The sequence below is a fragment of the Sphingomonas sp. BK481 genome, from assembly GCF_014194875.1.
Lineage (GTDB): Bacteria > Pseudomonadota > Alphaproteobacteria > Sphingomonadales > Sphingomonadaceae > Sphingomonas > Sphingomonas aerolata.
Window position 1 is genome coordinate 48,221 of the sequence record NZ_JACIAP010000014.1, and the last position, 17,250, is coordinate 65,470.

The 17,250-nt window shown below is 65.3% G+C and carries 17 protein-coding genes and 1 tRNA gene; 8 read left to right on the plus strand and 10 right to left on the minus strand.

The features are described from left to right. Positions 1-45 precede the first annotated feature (45 nt). On the minus strand, positions 46-1,989 hold the full coding sequence (locus FHY04_RS19375) for a CocE/NonD family hydrolase (protein ID WP_183937504.1): 1,944 nt from the start codon (positions 1,987-1,989) through the stop codon (positions 46-48). A gap of 143 nt (positions 1,990-2,132) precedes the next feature. Between FHY04_RS19375 and FHY04_RS19380 the strand changes: the two genes are divergently transcribed. Next, entirely contained in the window at positions 2,133-2,519 is a 387-nt protein-coding gene (locus tag FHY04_RS19380; RefSeq protein ID WP_051916390.1) for a potassium channel family protein, read from the plus strand. Here FHY04_RS19380 and FHY04_RS19385 read toward each other — a convergent pair. Continuing rightward, the gene (locus tag FHY04_RS19385; protein WP_183937505.1) at positions 2,516-3,400 is read right to left on the minus strand and encodes a LysR family transcriptional regulator; all 885 of its coding nucleotides are present in this window, start codon (positions 3,398-3,400) and stop codon (positions 2,516-2,518) included. The two genes, FHY04_RS19380 and FHY04_RS19385, sit on opposite strands and share 4 nt — an antisense overlap. A 94-nt stretch (positions 3,401-3,494) precedes the next feature. Between FHY04_RS19385 and FHY04_RS19390 the strand changes: the two genes are divergently transcribed. Continuing rightward, entirely contained in the window at positions 3,495-5,042 is a 1,548-nt protein-coding gene (locus FHY04_RS19390; RefSeq protein WP_183937506.1) for a CoA-acylating methylmalonate-semialdehyde dehydrogenase, read from the plus strand. Positions 5,043-5,130: 88 nt separating this feature from the next. On the opposite strand, the gene FHY04_RS19395 is transcribed toward FHY04_RS19390, so the two are convergent. Beyond that, positions 5,131-5,454: a GIY-YIG nuclease family protein gene (locus tag FHY04_RS19395; RefSeq protein ID WP_311725663.1), complete on the minus strand. Its 324-nt coding sequence runs from the start codon at positions 5,452-5,454 to the stop codon at positions 5,131-5,133. Between the two features lie 113 nt (positions 5,455-5,567). Here FHY04_RS19395 and FHY04_RS19400 point away from each other — a divergent pair, with 113 nt between their 5' ends. From FHY04_RS19400 to mmsB, 5 genes are all read left to right on the plus strand, one after another. Beyond that, a complete protein-coding gene (locus FHY04_RS19400) occupies positions 5,568-6,725 on the plus strand; it encodes an acyl-CoA dehydrogenase family protein (protein ID WP_183937508.1) in 1,158 nt (385 codons plus the stop codon). Next, positions 6,722-6,874 carry a hypothetical protein gene (locus FHY04_RS19405; RefSeq protein ID WP_183937509.1) on the plus strand — a complete coding sequence of 51 codons (153 nt, stop codon included), beginning with the start codon at positions 6,722-6,724 and terminating at the stop codon, positions 6,872-6,874. Before FHY04_RS19400 ends, FHY04_RS19405 begins: the two co-directional genes overlap by 4 nt. Next, a complete protein-coding gene (locus tag FHY04_RS19410; protein WP_183937510.1) occupies positions 6,867-7,907 on the plus strand; it encodes an enoyl-CoA hydratase/isomerase family protein in 1,041 nt (346 codons plus the stop codon). The genes FHY04_RS19405 and FHY04_RS19410 overlap by 8 nt, the downstream gene beginning before the upstream one ends. A gap of 53 nt (positions 7,908-7,960) precedes the next feature. Then, complete coding sequence (locus FHY04_RS19415; RefSeq protein ID WP_183937511.1) at positions 7,961-8,737, plus strand: enoyl-CoA hydratase; 777 nt, start codon at positions 7,961-7,963, stop codon at positions 8,735-8,737. Between the two features lie 190 nt (positions 8,738-8,927). After that, on the plus strand, positions 8,928-9,809 hold the full coding sequence (mmsB, locus tag FHY04_RS19420; RefSeq protein WP_183937512.1) for a 3-hydroxyisobutyrate dehydrogenase: 882 nt from the start codon (positions 8,928-8,930) through the stop codon (positions 9,807-9,809). Here mmsB and FHY04_RS19425 read toward each other — a convergent pair. Beyond that, on the minus strand, positions 9,806-10,666 hold the full coding sequence (locus FHY04_RS19425) for a peptidylprolyl isomerase (protein ID WP_183937513.1): 861 nt from the start codon (positions 10,664-10,666) through the stop codon (positions 9,806-9,808). The two genes, mmsB and FHY04_RS19425, sit on opposite strands and share 4 nt — an antisense overlap. An 88-nt stretch (positions 10,667-10,754) precedes the next feature. Here FHY04_RS19425 and FHY04_RS19430 point away from each other — a divergent pair. Beyond that, positions 10,755-10,845: transfer RNA gene (locus tag FHY04_RS19430), tRNA-Ser, on the plus strand. A gap of 327 nt (positions 10,846-11,172) precedes the next feature. Here FHY04_RS19430 and FHY04_RS19435 read toward each other — a convergent pair. The 6 genes from FHY04_RS19435 to FHY04_RS22320 form a co-directional block, all read right to left on the minus strand. Then, positions 11,173-11,628, minus strand: coding sequence for a spore coat U domain-containing protein (locus FHY04_RS19435; protein WP_183937514.1), 456 nt, complete (start codon positions 11,626-11,628; stop codon positions 11,173-11,175). After that, complete coding sequence (locus FHY04_RS19440; protein ID WP_183937515.1) at positions 11,625-13,967, minus strand: fimbria/pilus outer membrane usher protein; 2,343 nt, start codon at positions 13,965-13,967, stop codon at positions 11,625-11,627. The genes FHY04_RS19435 and FHY04_RS19440 overlap by 4 nt, the downstream gene beginning before the upstream one ends. 18 nt (positions 13,968-13,985) lie before the next feature. Continuing rightward, positions 13,986-14,726, minus strand: coding sequence for a molecular chaperone (locus FHY04_RS19445; protein WP_183937516.1), 741 nt, complete (start codon positions 14,724-14,726; stop codon positions 13,986-13,988). After that, positions 14,726-15,172 (minus strand): spore coat protein U domain-containing protein, encoded by a 447-nt coding sequence (locus FHY04_RS19450; protein ID WP_183937517.1) that lies wholly within the window; start codon positions 15,170-15,172, stop codon positions 14,726-14,728. Before FHY04_RS19450 ends, FHY04_RS19445 begins: the two co-directional genes overlap by 1 nt. A gap of 656 nt (positions 15,173-15,828) precedes the next feature. Then, complete coding sequence (locus tag FHY04_RS19455; RefSeq protein ID WP_183937518.1) at positions 15,829-16,953, minus strand: GGDEF domain-containing protein; 1,125 nt, start codon at positions 16,951-16,953, stop codon at positions 15,829-15,831. A gap of 117 nt (positions 16,954-17,070) precedes the next feature. Next, positions 17,071-17,250: hypothetical protein (locus tag FHY04_RS22320; protein WP_221211892.1), on the minus strand; the 180-nt coding region annotated here is incomplete at its 5' end.

Sequence of the window (17,250 nt, forward strand, 5' to 3'; positions counted from 1 at the left end):
CTAGGTTCCCGCCTTCGCGGGAATGACGGTGGTGGGGCGGGGGGGTCACTTAGCCAGCACCGCCGACTGGTCGACCGCGACCACCGGCAGCCACACCGCGCTCGCCGACGCGCCGCCGCGTTCGATCGTTACCGTCGCCTTCTTGTAGTCCGCCTTCTTCGCGAGGAAGATGTTGGGGACAAAGGTCTGCGGGTTGCGGTCGTAGAGCGGGAACAGGCTCGACTGGACCTGCACCATGATCCGGTGCCCCGGCTGGAACACGTGATTCACAGTCGGCAGACGGAACTTGTAGCGCTGCGTCTTGCCGGCCGGAATCGCGCTCGGCTTGGCGAAGCTGTCGCGGTAGCGGCCGCGGAAGATGTCGAGGCTGATCGGCAGTTCATAGCCGCCCATCTTCGGATCGCTCGCGACCTCGTCGGGATAGACGTCGATCACCTTTACGACGAAATCGGCATCGGTGCCGGTCGTCTTGGCATAGATGTCCGCGATCGGTGCGCCCGAGACGCGGACCGGCGTCGTCAGCACCTCGGTCGTATAGGTCATCACGTCGGTGCGGCCATCGACGCCGCGCTGGTCGCTGACCAGCCAGTCGCCCCAGCGGCCGTCGCCGAAATTGACCGGGCGCGGCAGATGCGGGACGGGCTTGGCGGGGTCGGAGACATAGCTGTCGCCGCCGCTCGCCGCCTTGGTGAAGCCCAGCCCGCCCTCGGCGCCGAGGTAGATCGGCTTGAGCGGTGCGGCACAGCCGCTCTCGCAGGCGAGCGGCCAGGTCGACAGCTTGTCCCAGTGATTCTCGCCGGTGTTGTAGATCGCGGCGGCGGGCAGCGTGACCGCGGGGCCGTCCTTCAGATACTGGTCGAACATCGGCAGCACCATTTGTTCGCGGAACTGCTGCGCGGTGTCGCCGTCCCACTCGAACGGACCAAGGCTGCGGCCGTCGCGATTGACCTGGCTGTGCCGCCACGGACCCATGACGAGATGGTTGTTACCCATCTTGCCCTTCGCCTTCAGCGCCTCCCAGGCGGTGATAGCACCGTACATGTCCTCCTGATCCCACAGCCCCTGTTCCCAGAGCGTGGGGACGTTCGAGGGGTTGGCGGCGAGCAACTTGTCGAGCGCCTGACCCTGCCAGAATCCGTCATAGGCGGGATGTGCGACCATGCGCTGCCAATAGGGAAGCTGGTCGTAGCCCGACGCCTTGGCCCAGTCGCCCGCCGAGCCGATGCGGCGGAAATTCTCGTAATCGTCATAGCCGCCCGTCGGCGGCGCCTTGCCCGCGCCCTTGTACCCGGTCTGACCGCCGAGCCAGGCGATGTTGGCGAGGCGGAACGCGCCGTAATGGAACCAGTCGTCGCCCATCCAGCCGTCGATCATCGGGCTTTCTGGCACCGCGGCCTTGAGCGCGGGGTGCGGGTTGAGCAGCGCCATGACGACGGTGAAGCCCTCATAGGACGACCCGATCATGCCGACGCGGCCGTTCGATTCGGGCAGGTTCGCCTTGTTCACCAGCCAGTCGATCGTGTCATAGGCGTCGGTGACATGATCGACCTTGGTCGGGTTTAGCGGGCCCATCACCGGGCGCGTGACGACATACTCGCCCTCCGAGCCATATTTGCCGCGGACGTCCTGATAGACGCGAATATACCCGCCCTTGACGAACATCTCGTCGGCAAGCGGCAGCGTCGAGAGGATGCTCGGGCTGTCCATCCGCGTCGCGCGCGACTTCGCGTCATACGGCGTGCGCGTCAGCACGATCGGCGCGTTGGTCAGCCCCTTGGGATAGACGATGACGGTGTAAAGCTTCGTCCCGTCGCGCATCGGGACCATCACCTCGCGCTTGACGTAGTCGCGGTTGGCGGTGGCGGGGACGAACTTGGCCGGCACGTCGCCGCCGGCGGGGGCAGTCTTGTCAGAAACAGTCTGGGGCACCTGCGCCGACGAAACGGTGGCGAGCGCGATCGAGGCAAGAAGGACAAGCTTGAGGGTCATGCAATCGCTCCGGAAGGGGATGCGGCCAAGCTAGGCGCAATTGTCGCGCGGGGGCAATCGGGTTCGTGATCGACCAGCCGCGCGCGTGCCGCTTGAAATGTCGGCCGCTTGCTGGATGATGCGCCGAAACAACGGGGGGTATCATGGCGCGCAGGGCAAAGGGATCGTGGCGGCCGTTCATCCAGGCGTTGCCGATCCTGATCGTCGGCTATGTCTCGACCATCCTGATCTGCGCGGTGCTGTTTGCGACGTTCGAGGGCAAGCCGGTCGATGTCGGCATCTGGTGGTCGTTCGTGACCGCGATGACGATCGGCTATGGCGACGTGTTTCCGGTGACGATGGGGGGCAAGATCGTCGCGGTCGCGCTGATGCATGCGGTACCGCTGTTCCTCGTGCCGTTGCTGACCGCGAAGATGGCGGCCAAGATGATCGTCGACAGCGACGCCTTTACGCATGCCGAGCAGGAGGAGATCAAGCTGGCGCTCGCGCGGATCGAGGCGATCCTTTCGCGTGAGCCGCGTCAGCCCTAGTCGGCGACCAGCACCGCGCGCTCGCGGCCGACGAGCGCGACGAGCCAGTCGGTAAAAGCGCGGATCGCGTCGAAACGGCCGGTGTCCTGGTGCGTGACCAGCCAGAAGGCCCGGCTGATGCGGATGTCGGGGAGGATCGCGACAAGCCCGGGATAGGCCTCGCCGATGAAGCAGGGGAGCACGCCGATGCCGGCGCCGGCCGCGATCATGTGCGCCTGCGCGTTGATGCTCGACGAACGCAGCACGGGGTTGCGGACGCCCGGGATCTCGTCGAGATAGCGCAACTCGGGCGCATAGACGATGTCGGGCACATAGCCGATCATCCGCCGGTCGCGCAGGTCGGCGATGCCGTGCACCGGCCCGTGCGCCGCGAGATGCTCCGCCGATGCGTAGAGCCGCAGCGTATAGTCGGTGAGCTTGCGCGTCCGCAGCGGACCGCGGCGCGGGCGGGCGAGCAGGACTGCGACGTCGGTCTCGCGCCGCGTCGGGTTGAGGAAGCCGCTGGTCGCGACGAGATCGACTGCGAGCTTGGGATGCGCCTGCGCGAGCGTGCCGAGATGTCGGCTGACGAACCAGGTGCCGAACCCCTCGGCGACGCTGACGCGGATCGTGCCGTCGACCTCGGTCCGGCCCGCGGGCGGGGTGCGGATGTCTGACGCGATCGCCGCCATCGCGGTCGCGCGCGCGAGCAGATCCTCGCCGGCGCTGGTCAGGATCTGGCCGTCGGGACCCTGTTCGAACAGCCGCTGGCCAACCGCGGTCTCGAGCCGGCGGAGGCGGCGGCCGACCGTCGTCGCATCGACGCCGAGACTCGCCGCGGCACGGCCAAGCTGCTGCGCGCGGGCGACTTCAAGGAAGATCGGCAGGTCGCTCCAGTCCATGCCGGCTGCAAATATGCAGCTAGCGCCTGCAAGTCTATCGCTTGTGTCGTTCGGGATGCGGTGGTGTAGAGGCCGCAAAACAAGGAGAGGCGCCATGACCGTTCGCACCATCGAGCATCTGATCGCAGGCGGCACCGCGGGTGGACCGTCCTCCGGCGGCGGCCGCAGCGGCGACGTGTTCGATCCCAATAGCGGCGAGATCCAGGCGCGCGTGACGCTGGGCACGCAGGCCGACCTCGACCGGGCAGTCGCCGCCGCGCAGAAGGCGCAGCCGGGCTGGGCAGCGACCAACCCGCAGCGCCGCGCGCGTGTGATGTTCGAGTTCAAGCGGCTCGTCGAGGTGAACATGGACGAGCTCGCGCGGCTGCTGTCGTCCGAGCACGGCAAGGTGATCGCGGATTCGAAGGGCGATATCCAGCGCGGGCTCGAGGTGATCGAGTTCTGTTGCGGCATCCCGCACATTCTCAAGGGCGAGTACACGCAGGGCGCGGGGCCTGGGATCGACGTCTATTCGATGCGCCAGCCGCTCGGCATCGGCGCCGGCATCACTCCGTTCAACTTCCCGGCGATGATTCCGCTGTGGATGAGCGGGGTCGCGATCGCGACGGGCAACGCGTTCATCCTGAAGCCCAGCGAGCGCGATCCGTCGGTGCCGGTGCGCCTCGGCGAGCTGTTCCTCGAGGCGGGGCTGCCCGAGGGGATCTTCCAGGTCGTCCACGGCGACAAGGAGATGGTCGACGCGATCCTCGATCATCCGGCGATCTCGGCGGTCAGCTTCGTCGGCTCGTCCGACATCGCGCATTACGTCTACCGTCGCGGCGTCGAGGCTGGGAAGCGCGTCCAGGCGATGGGCGGTGCCAAGAACCACGGCATCGTCATGCCCGACGCGGACCTCGACCAGGTCGTCGCCGATCTGTCGGGCGCGGCGTTCGGGAGCGCCGGCGAGCGGTGCATGGCATTGCCGGTGGTGGTGCCGGTCGGCGAGAAGACGGCGATCGCGCTGCGCGAGAAGCTGATCCCGGCGATCGCTGCACTGCGCGTGGGTGTCTCGACCGACAATGACGCGCATTACGGCCCGGTGGTGAATGCGGCGCATCGCAGCCGGATCGAGAACTGGATCCAGACGGGTGTCGACGAGGGCGCAGAGCTCGTCGTCGACGGGCGCGGGTTCGAGTTGCAGGGGCATGAGAAGGGGTTCTTCATCGGCCCGTCGCTGTTCGATCACGTCACCACGGAGATGTCGGCGTACAAGGAGGAGATCTTCGGGCCCGTGCTGCAGATTGTCCGCGCCAGGGATTTCGAGGAGGCGGTGCGGCTGCCGAGCGAGCATCAGTACGGCAACGGCGTCGCGATCTTCACGCGCAACGGCCACGCCGCGCGCGAGTTCGCGGCGCGGGTGAATGTCGGGATGGTCGGCATCAACGTGCCGATCCCGGTGCCGGTGGCGTATCACACGTTCGGCGGCTGGAAGCGTTCGGCGTTCGGCGACACCAACCAGCACGGCATGGAGGGCGTGAAGTTCTGGACCAAGGTCAAGACGATCACGCAACGCTGGCCCGACGGCTCCGCGTTGCCGGCGATGGCCGAAGATGGCGGTCCGGCGCGTAACAACGACGCGTTCGTCATTCCGACGATGGGGTGAGTGGGGTGCGCTCTCTTTCTTCCGTCATCCTGACGAACGTCAGGACCCAGAGCCAGCAGCGTCCGCGCGCGTTGCTCTGGGTCCCGGGTCAAGCCCGGGATGACGGCTGGGGGAGGGGCGCGAAACCCCAATCCTCGGCGAGGTCGCGCCATGTCGGATTGACGGCCTCGATCAGGTCGAGCTTCCAGGCGCGGCGCCAGTTCTTCAGCTGTTTCTCGCGTCCGATGGCACCCTCCATCGTAGCTGCCATTTCGAACCACACGAGCCGCTTGACGTCGTACAGCGTAGTAAAGCCGCCGAAGGACCCCGCACGGTGCTGAATGATCCGCGCCAGCAGGTCGGACGTCACCCCGATATTGATCGTCCCGTTGCGGTAGCTTGCGAGGATGTAGACTGCCGGTTGCCGTTCCACAGCATTTCCCCCAATCGTCATCCTGACGCACGTCAGGACCCAGAGCAGATGAAGCCAGTGTCAGTGGCTCTGGGCGCCAAGTTCAAGCCAGGCATGACGGAGATAGGATCACGATGAACCAGCTTGCCGCCAACCAGTTCGACCTCACCGACGACCAGCGCGAGATCCAGGAGCTCGCGCGCCGCTTTACCGCCGACCGGATCACGCCGCACGCGGCCGAGTGGGACGAGAAGCACATCTTCCCGCGCGACACGATCAAGGCGGCGGCCGAGCTCGGCTTCGCGGCGATCTATGTCAGCGAGGAGAGCGGCGGGATCGCGCTCGGGCGCCTCGAAGCCGCGTTGATCATGGAGGCGATGTCGTATGGGTGTCCGTCGACGAGCGCGTTCATCAGCATCCACAACATGGCGGCGTGGATGATCGACCGGTTCGGCTCGGCTGCGGTGAAGGACAAGTATCTCCCCGATCTGGTGACGATGGACCGGTTGGCGAGCTATTGCCTGACCGAGCCGGGTTCGGGCTCCGATGCCGCAGCGCTCAAGACGCGCGCGGTGCGCGACGGCGACGACTGGATCGTGACAGGATCGAAGCAGTTCATCTCGGGCGCGGGCGAGAATGAGGTGTACGTCACCATGGTCCGCACCGGGGAGGACGGGCCCAAGGGTATTTCCTGCCTCGTGATCGAGAAGGACATGCCCGGCGTGTCGTTCGGTGCGAACGAGAAGAAGCTCGGCTGGCATTCGCAGCCGACTCGGCAGGTGATCTTCGACGGCGTCCGCGTGCCGGCGGCCAACATGGTCGGCGGCGAGGGCGAGGGGTTTCGGATCGCGATGATGGGGCTCGACGGCGGGCGGCTTAACATCGGCGCCTGCTCGCTTGGCGGGGCGCAGCGGTGTCTCGACGAGGCGATCGCCTATACGCGCGACCGCAAGCAGTTCGGCAAGCCCATCGCGGACTTCCAGAACACGCAGTTCATGCTGGCCGACATGGCGACCGAATTGGAGGCGGCGCGCGCGCTGCTCTATATCGCGGCGGCCAAGGTGACGGCGAACGCGCCCGACAAGACCAAGTTCGCGGCGATGGCGAAGCGGCTCGCGACCGACACCGGCTCGTCGGTGGTCGACCGCGCGTTGCAGCTGCATGGCGGCTACGGGTATCTGCAGGATTACCCGATCGAACGCTTCTGGCGCGACCTGCGCGTGCATTCGATCCTCGAGGGTACCAATCAGGTCATGCGCATGATCGTCGGCCGCGAACTGACCCGGCAATGATGGATATGGTCACCAACTGCCGAATAGCAGCCACCCCGGCGGAGGCCGGGGTCCAGGTGGGGGACGCGAATCGGCTTGGTGAGATCCTCCGTCACGTCGACCTTTCCAACTGGACCCCGGCCTTCGCCGGGGAGGTGATTTATGAATGACCTGATCACGACCGTCGAAGGGCCTGTCGGCCGGATTCGGCTGAACCGGCCCAAGGCGTTGCACGCGCTCAATCTGGCGATGTGCGAAGGCGTGCTGGAGGCGCTCGAGGCGTGGCGCGGGGATGCGTCAGTTGAGGCGATCATCGTGGATCATGCCGAGGGGCGCGGGTTCTGCGCCGGGGGCGATATCCGGATGCTCGCCGCGTCGGGAGCCGGCGACGGCGCCGAAGCGCGCGCGTTCTTTCACGCCGAGTATCGGATGAACCACCGGCTGTTCGTCTATGCCAAGCCGATCGTCGCGTTCATGGACGGGATCACGATGGGCGGCGGCGTCGGGCTCGCCTTGCCGTGCACGTACCGCGTCGCGACGGAGAACACGAAGTTCGCGATGCCCGAGACGGGGATCGGGCTGTTCCCCGACGTCGGCGGGGGATGGTATCTGTCGCGGCTGCCAGGGCGGATCGGGCAGTATCTCGCGCTGACCGGGCACCGGATCAACGGCGCCGATTGCCTGGCGCTGGGGCTGGCGACGCATTATCTGACGAGCGCCAAGCTCGAGAGCGTGAAGGACTGGATCGTCGAGCGTCCCCGCGAGATCGACGTCATACTCGAAGGGTCGTCCGACGTACCCGACGATGCCGAGATTATGACGCATCGTGACGAGATCGACCGGCTGTTCGCGTCCGATGTGCTCGAGGAAATCTATGCCGCGCTCGACGTCGATGGTGGTGAGTGGGCCGCGAAGACGCTTGCGACGCTCAAAACCAAGTCGCCGCAGACGATGAAGGTGTCGCTCCGGCTGCTTCACGAGGGCGCGGCGATGGCGAGTTTCGCAGACGAGATGAAACAGGAATATGCGGTCGGCGCGCATGTCGTGCAGCGGCATGACTTCGTCGAGGGCGTGCGCGCGGTGATCGTCGACAAGGACAATGCGCCGCGCTGGGATCCGGCAACGCCCGAGGCGGTGAGCGATCATGTGATCGACCAGATCTTCGCGCCGTTGCCAGCTGCCGAGGCGTGGACGCCGGGTTGAACATAGAGCACGTCACCCCAGCGTTCGCTGAGGTGACGGAACAGGAGACTGACATGGCCGATTACGAAACGATCCTCGTCGAGCAGCGCGGTGCGGTGACGCTCGTCACGCTCAACCGCCCGCAGGCGCTCAACGCGCTCAATTCGCAGGTGCTCGCCGACCTGATCGCCGCGTTCGCCGCGTTCGATGCGGATCCGTCGCAGGGCTGCGCGGTGCTGACCGGTTCGGCCAAGGCGTTCGCGGCGGGGGCGGACATCAAGGAGATGCAGAGCCAGGGCTTTGCCGACATGTATGCGAGCAATTTCTTCGCCGGCTGGGAGCAGGTGACGCGGACGCGCAAGCCGATCATCGCCGCGGTCGCTGGCTATGCGCTGGGCGGCGGCTGCGAGGTCGCGATGATGTGCGACTTCATCCTCGCCGCCGACACCGCGAAGTTCGGCCAGCCCGAGATCAAGCTCGCCGTCTCCCCCGGCATGGGCGGATCGCAGCGCCTCACGCATGCAGTCGGCAAGGCCAAGGCGATGGAGATGGTGCTGACCGGGCGGATGATGGATGCGGTCGAGGCCGAGCGCGCAGGGCTGGTGTCGCGGATCGTCCCCGCCGACGACCTCGTCGAGGAAGCGGTGAAGACCGCAGCCACCATCGCCGCGATGGCGCCGCTCGCGGTGCTGGCGAACAAGGAGATGGTCAACGCGGCGTTCGAGACGGGGCTTGGCATGGGTGTGCAGTTCGAGCGGCGGCTGTTCCACGGGCTGTTCGGGACCGCCGACCAGAGCGAAGGCATGGCCGCGTTCGTCGAGAAGCGCGCGGGGGCCTGGACGGGCAAGTAACGCGGTCACCCGTCATCGTCGCTGCCCGTCATCCTGACGAAAGTCAGGATCCAGGGTTACTGGCGGTGTCGTTCCTGGCTCTGGATCCTGACTGTCGTCAGGATGACGGGATTGGGGGGCAGGACGTAGCCGCAGGTGACGGGATTGAAGCGAGCGACACAGTCGCCGCGGCAGATTTAGGAGAGAGAACATGGCACGGATCGGATTCATCGGGCTCGGCAACATGGGCGGCGGCATGGCCGCGAACCTCGCGAAGAACGGCCATGACGTCCACGCGTTCGACCTGAGCGCCGACGCGCTGGCCAAGGCGAAGGCCGCGGGCTGCCTGCCCGTCGCATCCGTCGCCGAGGCCGCGGACGGGGCGGAGGCGATCGTGACGATGCTGCCCGCGGGCAAGCACGTCGCCGAGGTGTATGACGCGCTGTTCGGCGTCGCGGGCCCAACCGCGATCCTGATCGACTGTTCGACGATCGACGTCGCGACCGCGAAGCAGGTCGCCGACGACGCGCAGGCCAAGGGGCTCGCGGCGGTCGACGCGCCCGTCTCCGGCGGGATTGGTGCTGCCAATGCGGGCACGCTCACCTTCATGGTCGGCGGTTCGGCGGCGGCGTTCGAGCGCGCCGAGCCGATTCTCGCGGCGATGGGCAAGGCGGTGATCCACGCCGGCGCGAACGGCGCGGGGCAGGCGGCGAAGATTTGCAACAACATGATTCTCGGCGCGACGATGATCGCGACCTGCGAGGCGTTCGTGCTGGCCGACAAGCTCGGGCTCGACGCGCAGGCCTTTTACGATATCGCCAGCGTCTCGTCGGGGCAGAGCTGGTCGATGACGAGCTATGCGCCGCTGCCGGGGATCGGCCCCGACACGCCCGCCGACCATGACTATCAGGGCGGGTTTGCCGCTGCCTTGATGCTCAAGGACTTGAGGCTCGCGATGGCGGCGGCGCAGGATGTCGGCGCCGACACGCCGATGGGCGCGAAGGCCGCCGAGCGCTACGAGGCGTTCGCCGAGGCCGGGCAGGGCGGGCTCGACTTCTCCGCGATCATCCGCACGTTGCAGGGCAAGACCTAGCCCGGCGTGCGGCGGACCGGTGGGAGCGCGTTGCAGATGTCCGCGCCGCCCGCCGGCACCGCGAAGAAGGGCGGTATCCGGTTCTCGCGCCCCGCGATCCAGGCGGTGAAGCGCGGGTTGCGCGTCGCGCGGTACTGGAAGTGCGGGCGGGTGGCGGCGGGAAGGTCGCTCGCCAGCCGTGCCGAGACGATCGGGCTGCGCTCGGCAGGCGTGGCGTAGAAGCCGAGCTCGCCCGTCCCGCGCGGCAGCGACGACAGCCACTCGATCCCGTCGACCACCCGCCCGACGACCGCGATGTTGCGGTCGAGCGCACGCGGCGCATGGCCGATCACGGTGTAGAGCTCGGCTCCCCTGCCGACGCTCGGCGCGAGATCGCGCGCGACGCCGACCATGCCGTAGCAATGCGGCAGCCATTGCCGCACGCCCGATCCGGCAAGCGGCCAGCCATCCGCGCTGTAGCCCGCCCATTCGGCATAGGGATCGCGCTTGGCCAGCCGCGCGACCGCGCTCGGCCCGGCCATATCATATTCGGCGGCGATCCCGTCCGCGACGCCGGGGACGAGCGGCTTCTTCTCGGTCGCATCGCCCCATTGCGCGACATAATTGTCCTGCACGCGGTACACGCTAGTCGCACTGTCCCACCAGCGCGCGCGGGCAAGCGCGCGAATATTGGCGACATGCGCCGGCGCATAGGCGGGCGCGAGGCGGAGCGTGAAGCCATGCCCGTTCGCGAGTGTGAAGACGAGAATCTCGTCATCGGGCACCGCGACCCAGTCCGACGCGACCGGATCGGACGGCAGCGGTGCTGGCGCCGGCGTAGCTTGGGCGAGGGCGGCGGCGAGCAGGGCGGTGATCATCGCTGTGAGACTGCCCGAGTGCCGCCCCGCACGCAATCGCTTGCGCCGCAGCCAAACCCGCTCTAGCAGGCGCGTTCCAGAGCAATGCGGAGCGGTGGCCGAGTGGTCGAAGGCGCTCGCCTGGAAAGTGAGTATACGTCAAAAGCGTATCGAGGGTTCGAATCCCTCCCGCTCCGCCACCACCCTTTGGATCTAAGCCCAAAGTTGCGATCAAGTCGTCGGGTTCCCATAACCGCTCCCCGAAAGCGCGCGTGCTTGAAGCCGAACGTCGCCGCACGATTTCCGCGGATATCGCTGGCCGTGGTTTATGTCGCCTTAGGCCGCGCCCCTATATTGCGTACGGCCTATGCTCAGAGCTGAACGGTAAAAGCGGTGGAAATCCGCCCGTGCGCTTTCGGGCGGCGATTGCCGTGAACAGCCGTTCGTTCAGACGATGGGCTACGGGTTTAGTCGCCTGACCCCTCCCGAGATCGGACGCCTTTCAGACGTAGTAAATACGTGATCGATCAATAGCTTACTGTAATCACAATCGTATCATTATAGGCTCCGGGGCGTGGCGAGAGCCTGGCGGGGATTCTTCCGTAAATCTGGTAGGTCGAACTCCCGCCAAGCAACGGGATGATATCGAAGGACCGCACGGTGGAGCTCCCGCCCGACCCGTCGCCCCAGATCTGCGTTCGCGCCGGATCCGCATAAAGCTGATAGGGCAGGGTCGCCGTTCCAGAGATCATGCGTCGCGCCGTATAGCTGCCGTCTCGTCCCGGGCTGAGCGCGATCGTGTACCCGCCGAGACCGGAGAGTATGAAGCAGTTGATCGTGATCGTGCCCGTCGCGTCGTCCGCCGACGTGGCAGACCCGTCATAGTTCCCGAACGCGACCCCGCTCGCCGATACCGAGCATCCCGCATCCGCGGCAGCCGGTATCGCGAGGCAGAATAGCGCGAACAGCACGCGGGCGATCACGGGGCTGTCTCGACACAGGAAAACGGGCCAAGCCGCGCGAGACCCCGGTCCCGCGCAGCGACGGACAGTCCAACACGGCAGCGCGTGCCGTCGGGGCGCGCGACGTTCAGGACGGTGTGCTGGTCGAGCCCCTCGACGAAGGTCTCCCCGTCAAAGCCCAGGGGAAACGTCGCCCCGGACGCTTCCAGCGTGACCGTGCTTCCCGGTGGAAGTGGTCTGCCGCTTGCGTCGACCAGGACCAGCACTGCGCCATTTGGTCGTTTGATCGGAAACCTGAGCACGACGCCTGCCCGATCCTGTGGCCGGACATCGCGTTCCCCGGTTGCGATCACGGCATCGGGCGGCAGATCGGTCGGCTCGATGGCGAGGTGATTGACCTGGAACGACCGCAGGTCGGTAACCATCAGCTTGCCCGACCGGCCGGTTCGGCCGGCGACCCTGTTTTCGTGCAGCACCCGAACACCTGCCAACCCTTGCGTGTCGACAATCGCGAAACTGTCGTTGATCGTATTCGACAGAAATACCGAGCCATCGATTGCGGACACGGACCCGCGCGCCTGGGCACGGATCGTCGTTGCACCGTTGGTCCGATCGATTCCGGCGGCCAGCCATCCGATGCGGGACCGATGTTGGACTTCGACAAACTGGCTGTCGATCGCGCCGCGCCCGATCGCCGCCTGATAGCCCCATGAATCGGCCTCACGCGTGCCGCGCGCCGCCTGCAGCTGGCTTTGCCAGCGGCCGCCTTGCATCTGCCGATCAACACTCGCCTGACTGCGCCGTCCGAAGGGAAGCGACAGGCCGAACATGATGCTGCGGCCGCCGCGTGCGGTGGTGTCGTGCGAGCCGTTCGCGTAGATCGATACCGGTCCCCGCTGCACGCTGTAGGTGACGGACGCCAGACGGACCGCGGACCCGCGGCCAAACATCGCCGGCGCGCCCTTCAGCCTTTCCCAGGCGACGTCGCCTGCCTGAGCGAGTGCGGTATAGCCGAGGGACATCGTACCGGCCGGACCCATTGCAAGCGCAATGCTGGCGTCGGTCTGCCTACGAATGGCAGGATAGCCATCGCTTGCCGCGTTGTCGCGAAAGGCCTTCGTCGCGAATCCGTGGGACAGCCTGAGTGACACCAGTGAGTCGCGGTGTTCGATTTGCGCGACGCAGCGCACGCCGTTCCCGTCCCGCCCGCTGCTGGCCGCGCAATCACCCGTGGCGATTGCCAGGTTGGCCAGGTTTACCGACACGCCCGACCCGACGAGCGCCGCGCTGCGGGTTGCTTCGGCATAGAGCGCCGCCGTCAGCCGTGGCGATACGCCCCAGCGGTAGCTGCCGCTTGCCGCAAGCTGTCCGTAGGCGTTGCTCTGGCTCCCGAATTGATGCCGGATCATGCCAGCCTGGACAGCGAACGTGTGCAACCCGGGTGCCAGCAGAGCATTGCTCGCATAATAGGCCACCGTCGTCCTGACGGATTGTCCCAGGGAATTCTGCAGGTTCAGCGAGACTTTGCCGCTGCCCGTCTGCACCGGCACGTTGCGGATCTCGAAGGGACCGGCGCCGATAGGCAGGGATACCGCGGATGCGTCGTTCACAAGGATGTCGGCGATGGTGGGAACGACCGCGTTTCCACGAAAATCGGGCAGCGGCATCGTGATCAGGTCGGGGCGCAGCGCGAAGTCCGAGCCGAATTGGATGCCGCCGAGCCGGATCGCCCGTTGCGAGTCCGCTCCCGACGTGATGAAGTCGCCCAGCCTGAGCCGCAGCAGGCGGTCGGGCAGCGAAACGGTGTAGTTGAAATCAAGCCTCGTCGCGCGATAGGTCGTCGTCGTCCCCGAACGGAATGCGGTCATCAAGGCCTGACCAGCCGCAATCCCATGGCCTGAAAAGACGCGGGCATCGAGGTACGCGGAAAAGGCCTGGCGACGAGCATCGCCGGTCACTGTCGTATCGTAGTTCAGCGTGGAACCGGTCCCGCTCTCCACCGCTCCGGCCATGGCAGGATCGGCAGCGGCCGAGATCGTCGTTCTCACCAGACGCGCCTCGGAGGCGGTCACGTAGAGTCGGCCTGTAGCCTGGTCGACGTTCCACCTAAAATCACGGTCGGCGACGATGTCCGCAAGTTCATCGCCGGGCGTGGTGCGCGGGGAAAGGCCGAGTTCGACGAGTTCCTTGGGGGTCGCCGCCAGTCCGTCGCCGCGCAGAACAAACTCGCCGATTTTCCCGGTCGGGCGCCCATTGATCCAGACCTCCAGCAGCGTCGGTGCGGGAGCGGCCCCGGCATGGTCAGCGAGGCAGATCATCAGGAGAAATCGACAGGTCGATCGGAGGGCTTTGGCGCGCATCGCACGGTCCCGTCCCCGCTACCGCGCGAGGGCAACGGTGATGGGGCCCTTTCCGCCCTCCATCGTCAGTCGATAGCGGCCATCCACGGCGGGTTGGATGGGCATGTCCTGGACCGGAAGTTCCCGCGTCGCGCCAGCCAGCAGATAGGGTGAGCCACCGTTCTTGATGGCGATCGGCGATCCGTTCGTGTCGCGCAGCACAACGTTGCGCAGCGTCTCATGGCGCGCTCCCGGATTTTCGAGCACGAGCACCGTGTCACCTTCCCGGCGCGCCAGCCGAAATCGAACGCCGGGGTTCGCCGGAGCGACGGGCTCGACGAAGATTGGCATGGAAATGCGCAGGACCATGCGCACGGCACCGGGTTCGGACGCGCGCGGGATCTGATCGAGGATCAACCGGTACGTCAGTTCCTTGGACGTCGCCTTATGCCGCACGAGAACCCGGAAAACCTGGTTCGAATGGGGTGGGATCGTCACGATGCGGGGACTGACGACGACATCGTCGGCCGATGTGAGGACATCGTCGGGCTGTTGCGTCCAGGCGAAGGGCCGGATCTGGACCACCGTTTCCTCAGCGCCATCGTTTCGGACCGTCAGGCTCGTCGCCTGTTGCGAGGCGGCAAGATTGAACGTGACCGGGCTCACCGACAGGGATTGTGCCTGAAGCGGGGCGATGCCCGTTGCCAGGACGATCCCGTATCCGCTCGCCATCGACCAGCGACGAAGCCTCTCGAAGCGCAAAAAACTTTCCCGGGCCATCAGTAGGTGATCGTTGCGGTCAGAGTATCCGAATAGGCTCCGGGGACGGGCAATTGACCCGCTGCAAGGCGCCCATAAACGGTAATGGCCTGAGCGCCGCCGTTGCCGGTGCCCGAGACCGTGTCCGTACCGATCGTCGTACCCCAGCTATTGGTACGCGCACTGTCGCGATAGACGGCATAGGCGAGCACATCGACGCTGGGGCCGTTCATGTACCGGTTCGTTACGGTCGCTCCCGTGCCCAAGCCTGCGCTGACGCCGATGGTGTAGGCGGTGGTATCCGTGCAGGTCGCGGTGATCGTCGAGGTCGCGTCGGTTTGGGCCCCGGTATAGGTTCCGAACGTCAGCGCGGTCGCCGAAATCTGGCAACTCGCCACGACATTGGCCGTCACATTGAACGTCGTGTTCGCCGTCGATGCGCTTGCCGAGCCATTCGCCACAACCATGCATAGGGGAATGCTCAGAACGCGAGCCTGCGTTTTGAAAAAGGCTGTAGTGGTGTGAAGCGACGGCCGACCTATGCGCAGTAACGCAATATGCCGAGTCAAGTTCTGCGTAATCATAAGACGGCGACCTTTCTCAGGCAATTATAGAATGCCCGCCAAAGGAAGGGCGTCAGCCTCAGGAAAAACGTCACCATTTATATGCGGCTATCCACCACCGGTGGCCCTAACCAACTGCAGATTGTTGCGAATTAGGAAGTACTTCAGAGTCCACATGGACCGAGGAGTCTGGATGGTAATTCTTCACCTCATCGGACTGAAGCGCTTGTCCGCTTAAAAAGAGTGGCTGAGATTTATTGAGGATTTGTCCGAATACGTGCGCGCCGCAATCAACCCGAAAGGCGCCGATAATCATTTTTGCAGCCGTTTGAACCAATGGCGGCCTCCCACCGACTGCCCCAAATTGGACGCGCCGCCTTCTTCTCGCTCACGGCGGCCATGAGGAAATATCAGCCGCCAAAAGCCGCCAGCGCGAACAGGGAAATGCTTGAAGTCAGGGAACGGGGGAGGTGGCAGAAATGGCCGGATTTGGGTCGAGTGTGTCAGTGTAGTGCAAGCGATGAATCAGACGCGCACCGTCCGCAGGTCTCAAACTTGACTTACGCGACCTTGCCGAACCCGCCACTGAAGCGCCACGTGCCTCGACCCCGCCGCTTCGCGTCGTAAAGCGCAACGTCCGCGGATTTCAGGACTGTTTGTATGCTGTCGCCGTCGCCGGGATAAACCGCGATGCCGATGCTGAAACTTAGGCTCATCTGTCCTCCGTTGAAGTCGACAGCAGGCTGAACGCCATCGACGATGCGACCGCATGCCGCATCGATATCGGCGGTGCTGCCGACGTCGGGTAAGAGTATGGCAAACTCGTCACCGCCGAGCCGCGCGACATGGCTCATCTCTCCAACGGCTGCGCGCAGACGCTCTCCTGCCGCGACGAGGAGCGCATCGCCAGCATCGTGGCCAAACGTGTCGTTGACGACCTTGAAATGGTCAAGATCGATCAGGAGCAAGGCAAACCGGGACTTTTGACGATCGGACAGTTCGATGAGATTGCGCATGTGTCGTGTGAACTGTCGACGATTGGCGAGGGAGGTAAGTCCGTCGAAATAGGCCAGATATTCGAGCTCGTCATGAGCTTTGCGTAGCGCCGCATCGCTCCGCCAGTTTGCCCGTACGCTTGCGAAGATATAACTGATGCAAAGACCCGACGCGATTGTCGACGTCAGAGTGGTAAAATAGCTTGCTGGTTCGACCAGCCAAGGCAGCGCGAGCATTGCGCTGGCGGGAACACCAACCTTGAATGCCACTATCGACGGGGCGCGGAAGGCAAAGGCTTGGGCGTGGATCAGCTGCGAGATCAGCATGACGATAACCGCCGAACCTATATCAGGTACCCTGCTCCACCACAGCAAAACCGGCAAGCTCGTCCACGCGATCGTCGTCATGAGTGCGGAGGCAATATAGTTGAGCCGTAGCGGCAGGCGCCCGCCATCCGGTCGCGCCAGCATGATACTGCATTGCCTGCACCACAGCTCCGCAAATCCGACAAAGCTGATCCAGAGTATCGCAGCGCGAGAACCCAGATGGGTGAGCAACAGCAAACTCGCCAGAGCGGCGATTACCAATCGCGGCAACAGCGTTTTCAGCCCGTCCAGCGCCGCCCCATCGAGCCGATGGTCTCCCAGCCGTTCCAGCCAACCACGCGATATCAGACCGCGGGGCATCATCACGTGTTCCCTGATGCCAGCACAGCCAGGATTGGGCGAATTCGATCGCAGGGGCAGTGCGTAGTCCTGTGCCGCCGATCGTGATGGTAGGGAAAATCGCCGACATGCATGCGCGCATTATAGGACAGCGTGAATCGATCGAGATAAGGACACCGAAAAGTTCAGCGATCGGACCTTGCCATCCAGGATGCAGAAATCACCGGAGACTGTTGAAAAAGGATCGCGTGGGATCAGCGTGGTGGATGACAGGTGACGCCGGGCACCGGAGGATGCGCCGCGTATCAGGCCGGCGCGGCC

Bases quoted from the DNA above. Each gene is read 5' to 3' on its own strand.
- FHY04_RS19375 (WP_183937504.1), bottom strand. From the start codon at position 1,989: ATGACCCTCAAGCTTGTCCTTCTTGCCTCGATCGCGCTCGCCACCGTT.
- FHY04_RS19380 (WP_051916390.1), top strand. From the start codon at position 2,133: ATGGCGCGCAGGGCAAAGGGATCGTGGCGGCCGTTCATCCAGGCGTTG.
- FHY04_RS19385 (WP_183937505.1), bottom strand. From the start codon at position 3,400: ATGGACTGGAGCGACCTGCCGATCTTCCTTGAAGTCGCCCGCGCGCAG.
- FHY04_RS19390 (WP_183937506.1), top strand. From the start codon at position 3,495: ATGACCGTTCGCACCATCGAGCATCTGATCGCAGGCGGCACCGCGGGT.
- FHY04_RS19400 (WP_183937508.1), top strand. From the start codon at position 5,568: ATGAACCAGCTTGCCGCCAACCAGTTCGACCTCACCGACGACCAGCGC.
- FHY04_RS19405 (WP_183937509.1), top strand. From the start codon at position 6,722: ATGATGGATATGGTCACCAACTGCCGAATAGCAGCCACCCCGGCGGAG.
- FHY04_RS19410 (WP_183937510.1), top strand. From the start codon at position 6,867: ATGAATGACCTGATCACGACCGTCGAAGGGCCTGTCGGCCGGATTCGG.
- FHY04_RS19415 (WP_183937511.1), top strand. From the start codon at position 7,961: ATGGCCGATTACGAAACGATCCTCGTCGAGCAGCGCGGTGCGGTGACG.
- mmsB (WP_183937512.1), top strand. From the start codon at position 8,928: ATGGCACGGATCGGATTCATCGGGCTCGGCAACATGGGCGGCGGCATG.
- FHY04_RS19425 (WP_183937513.1), bottom strand. From the start codon at position 10,666: ATGATCACCGCCCTGCTCGCCGCCGCCCTCGCCCAAGCTACGCCGGCG.
- FHY04_RS19440 (WP_183937515.1), bottom strand. From the start codon at position 13,967: ATGCGCGCCAAAGCCCTCCGATCGACCTGTCGATTTCTCCTGATGATC.
- FHY04_RS19445 (WP_183937516.1), bottom strand. From the start codon at position 14,726: ATGGCCCGGGAAAGTTTTTTGCGCTTCGAGAGGCTTCGTCGCTGGTCG.
- FHY04_RS19450 (WP_183937517.1), bottom strand. From the start codon at position 15,172: ATGGTTGTGGCGAATGGCTCGGCAAGCGCATCGACGGCGAACACGACG.
- FHY04_RS19455 (WP_183937518.1), bottom strand. From the start codon at position 16,953: ATGATGCCCCGCGGTCTGATATCGCGTGGTTGGCTGGAACGGCTGGGA.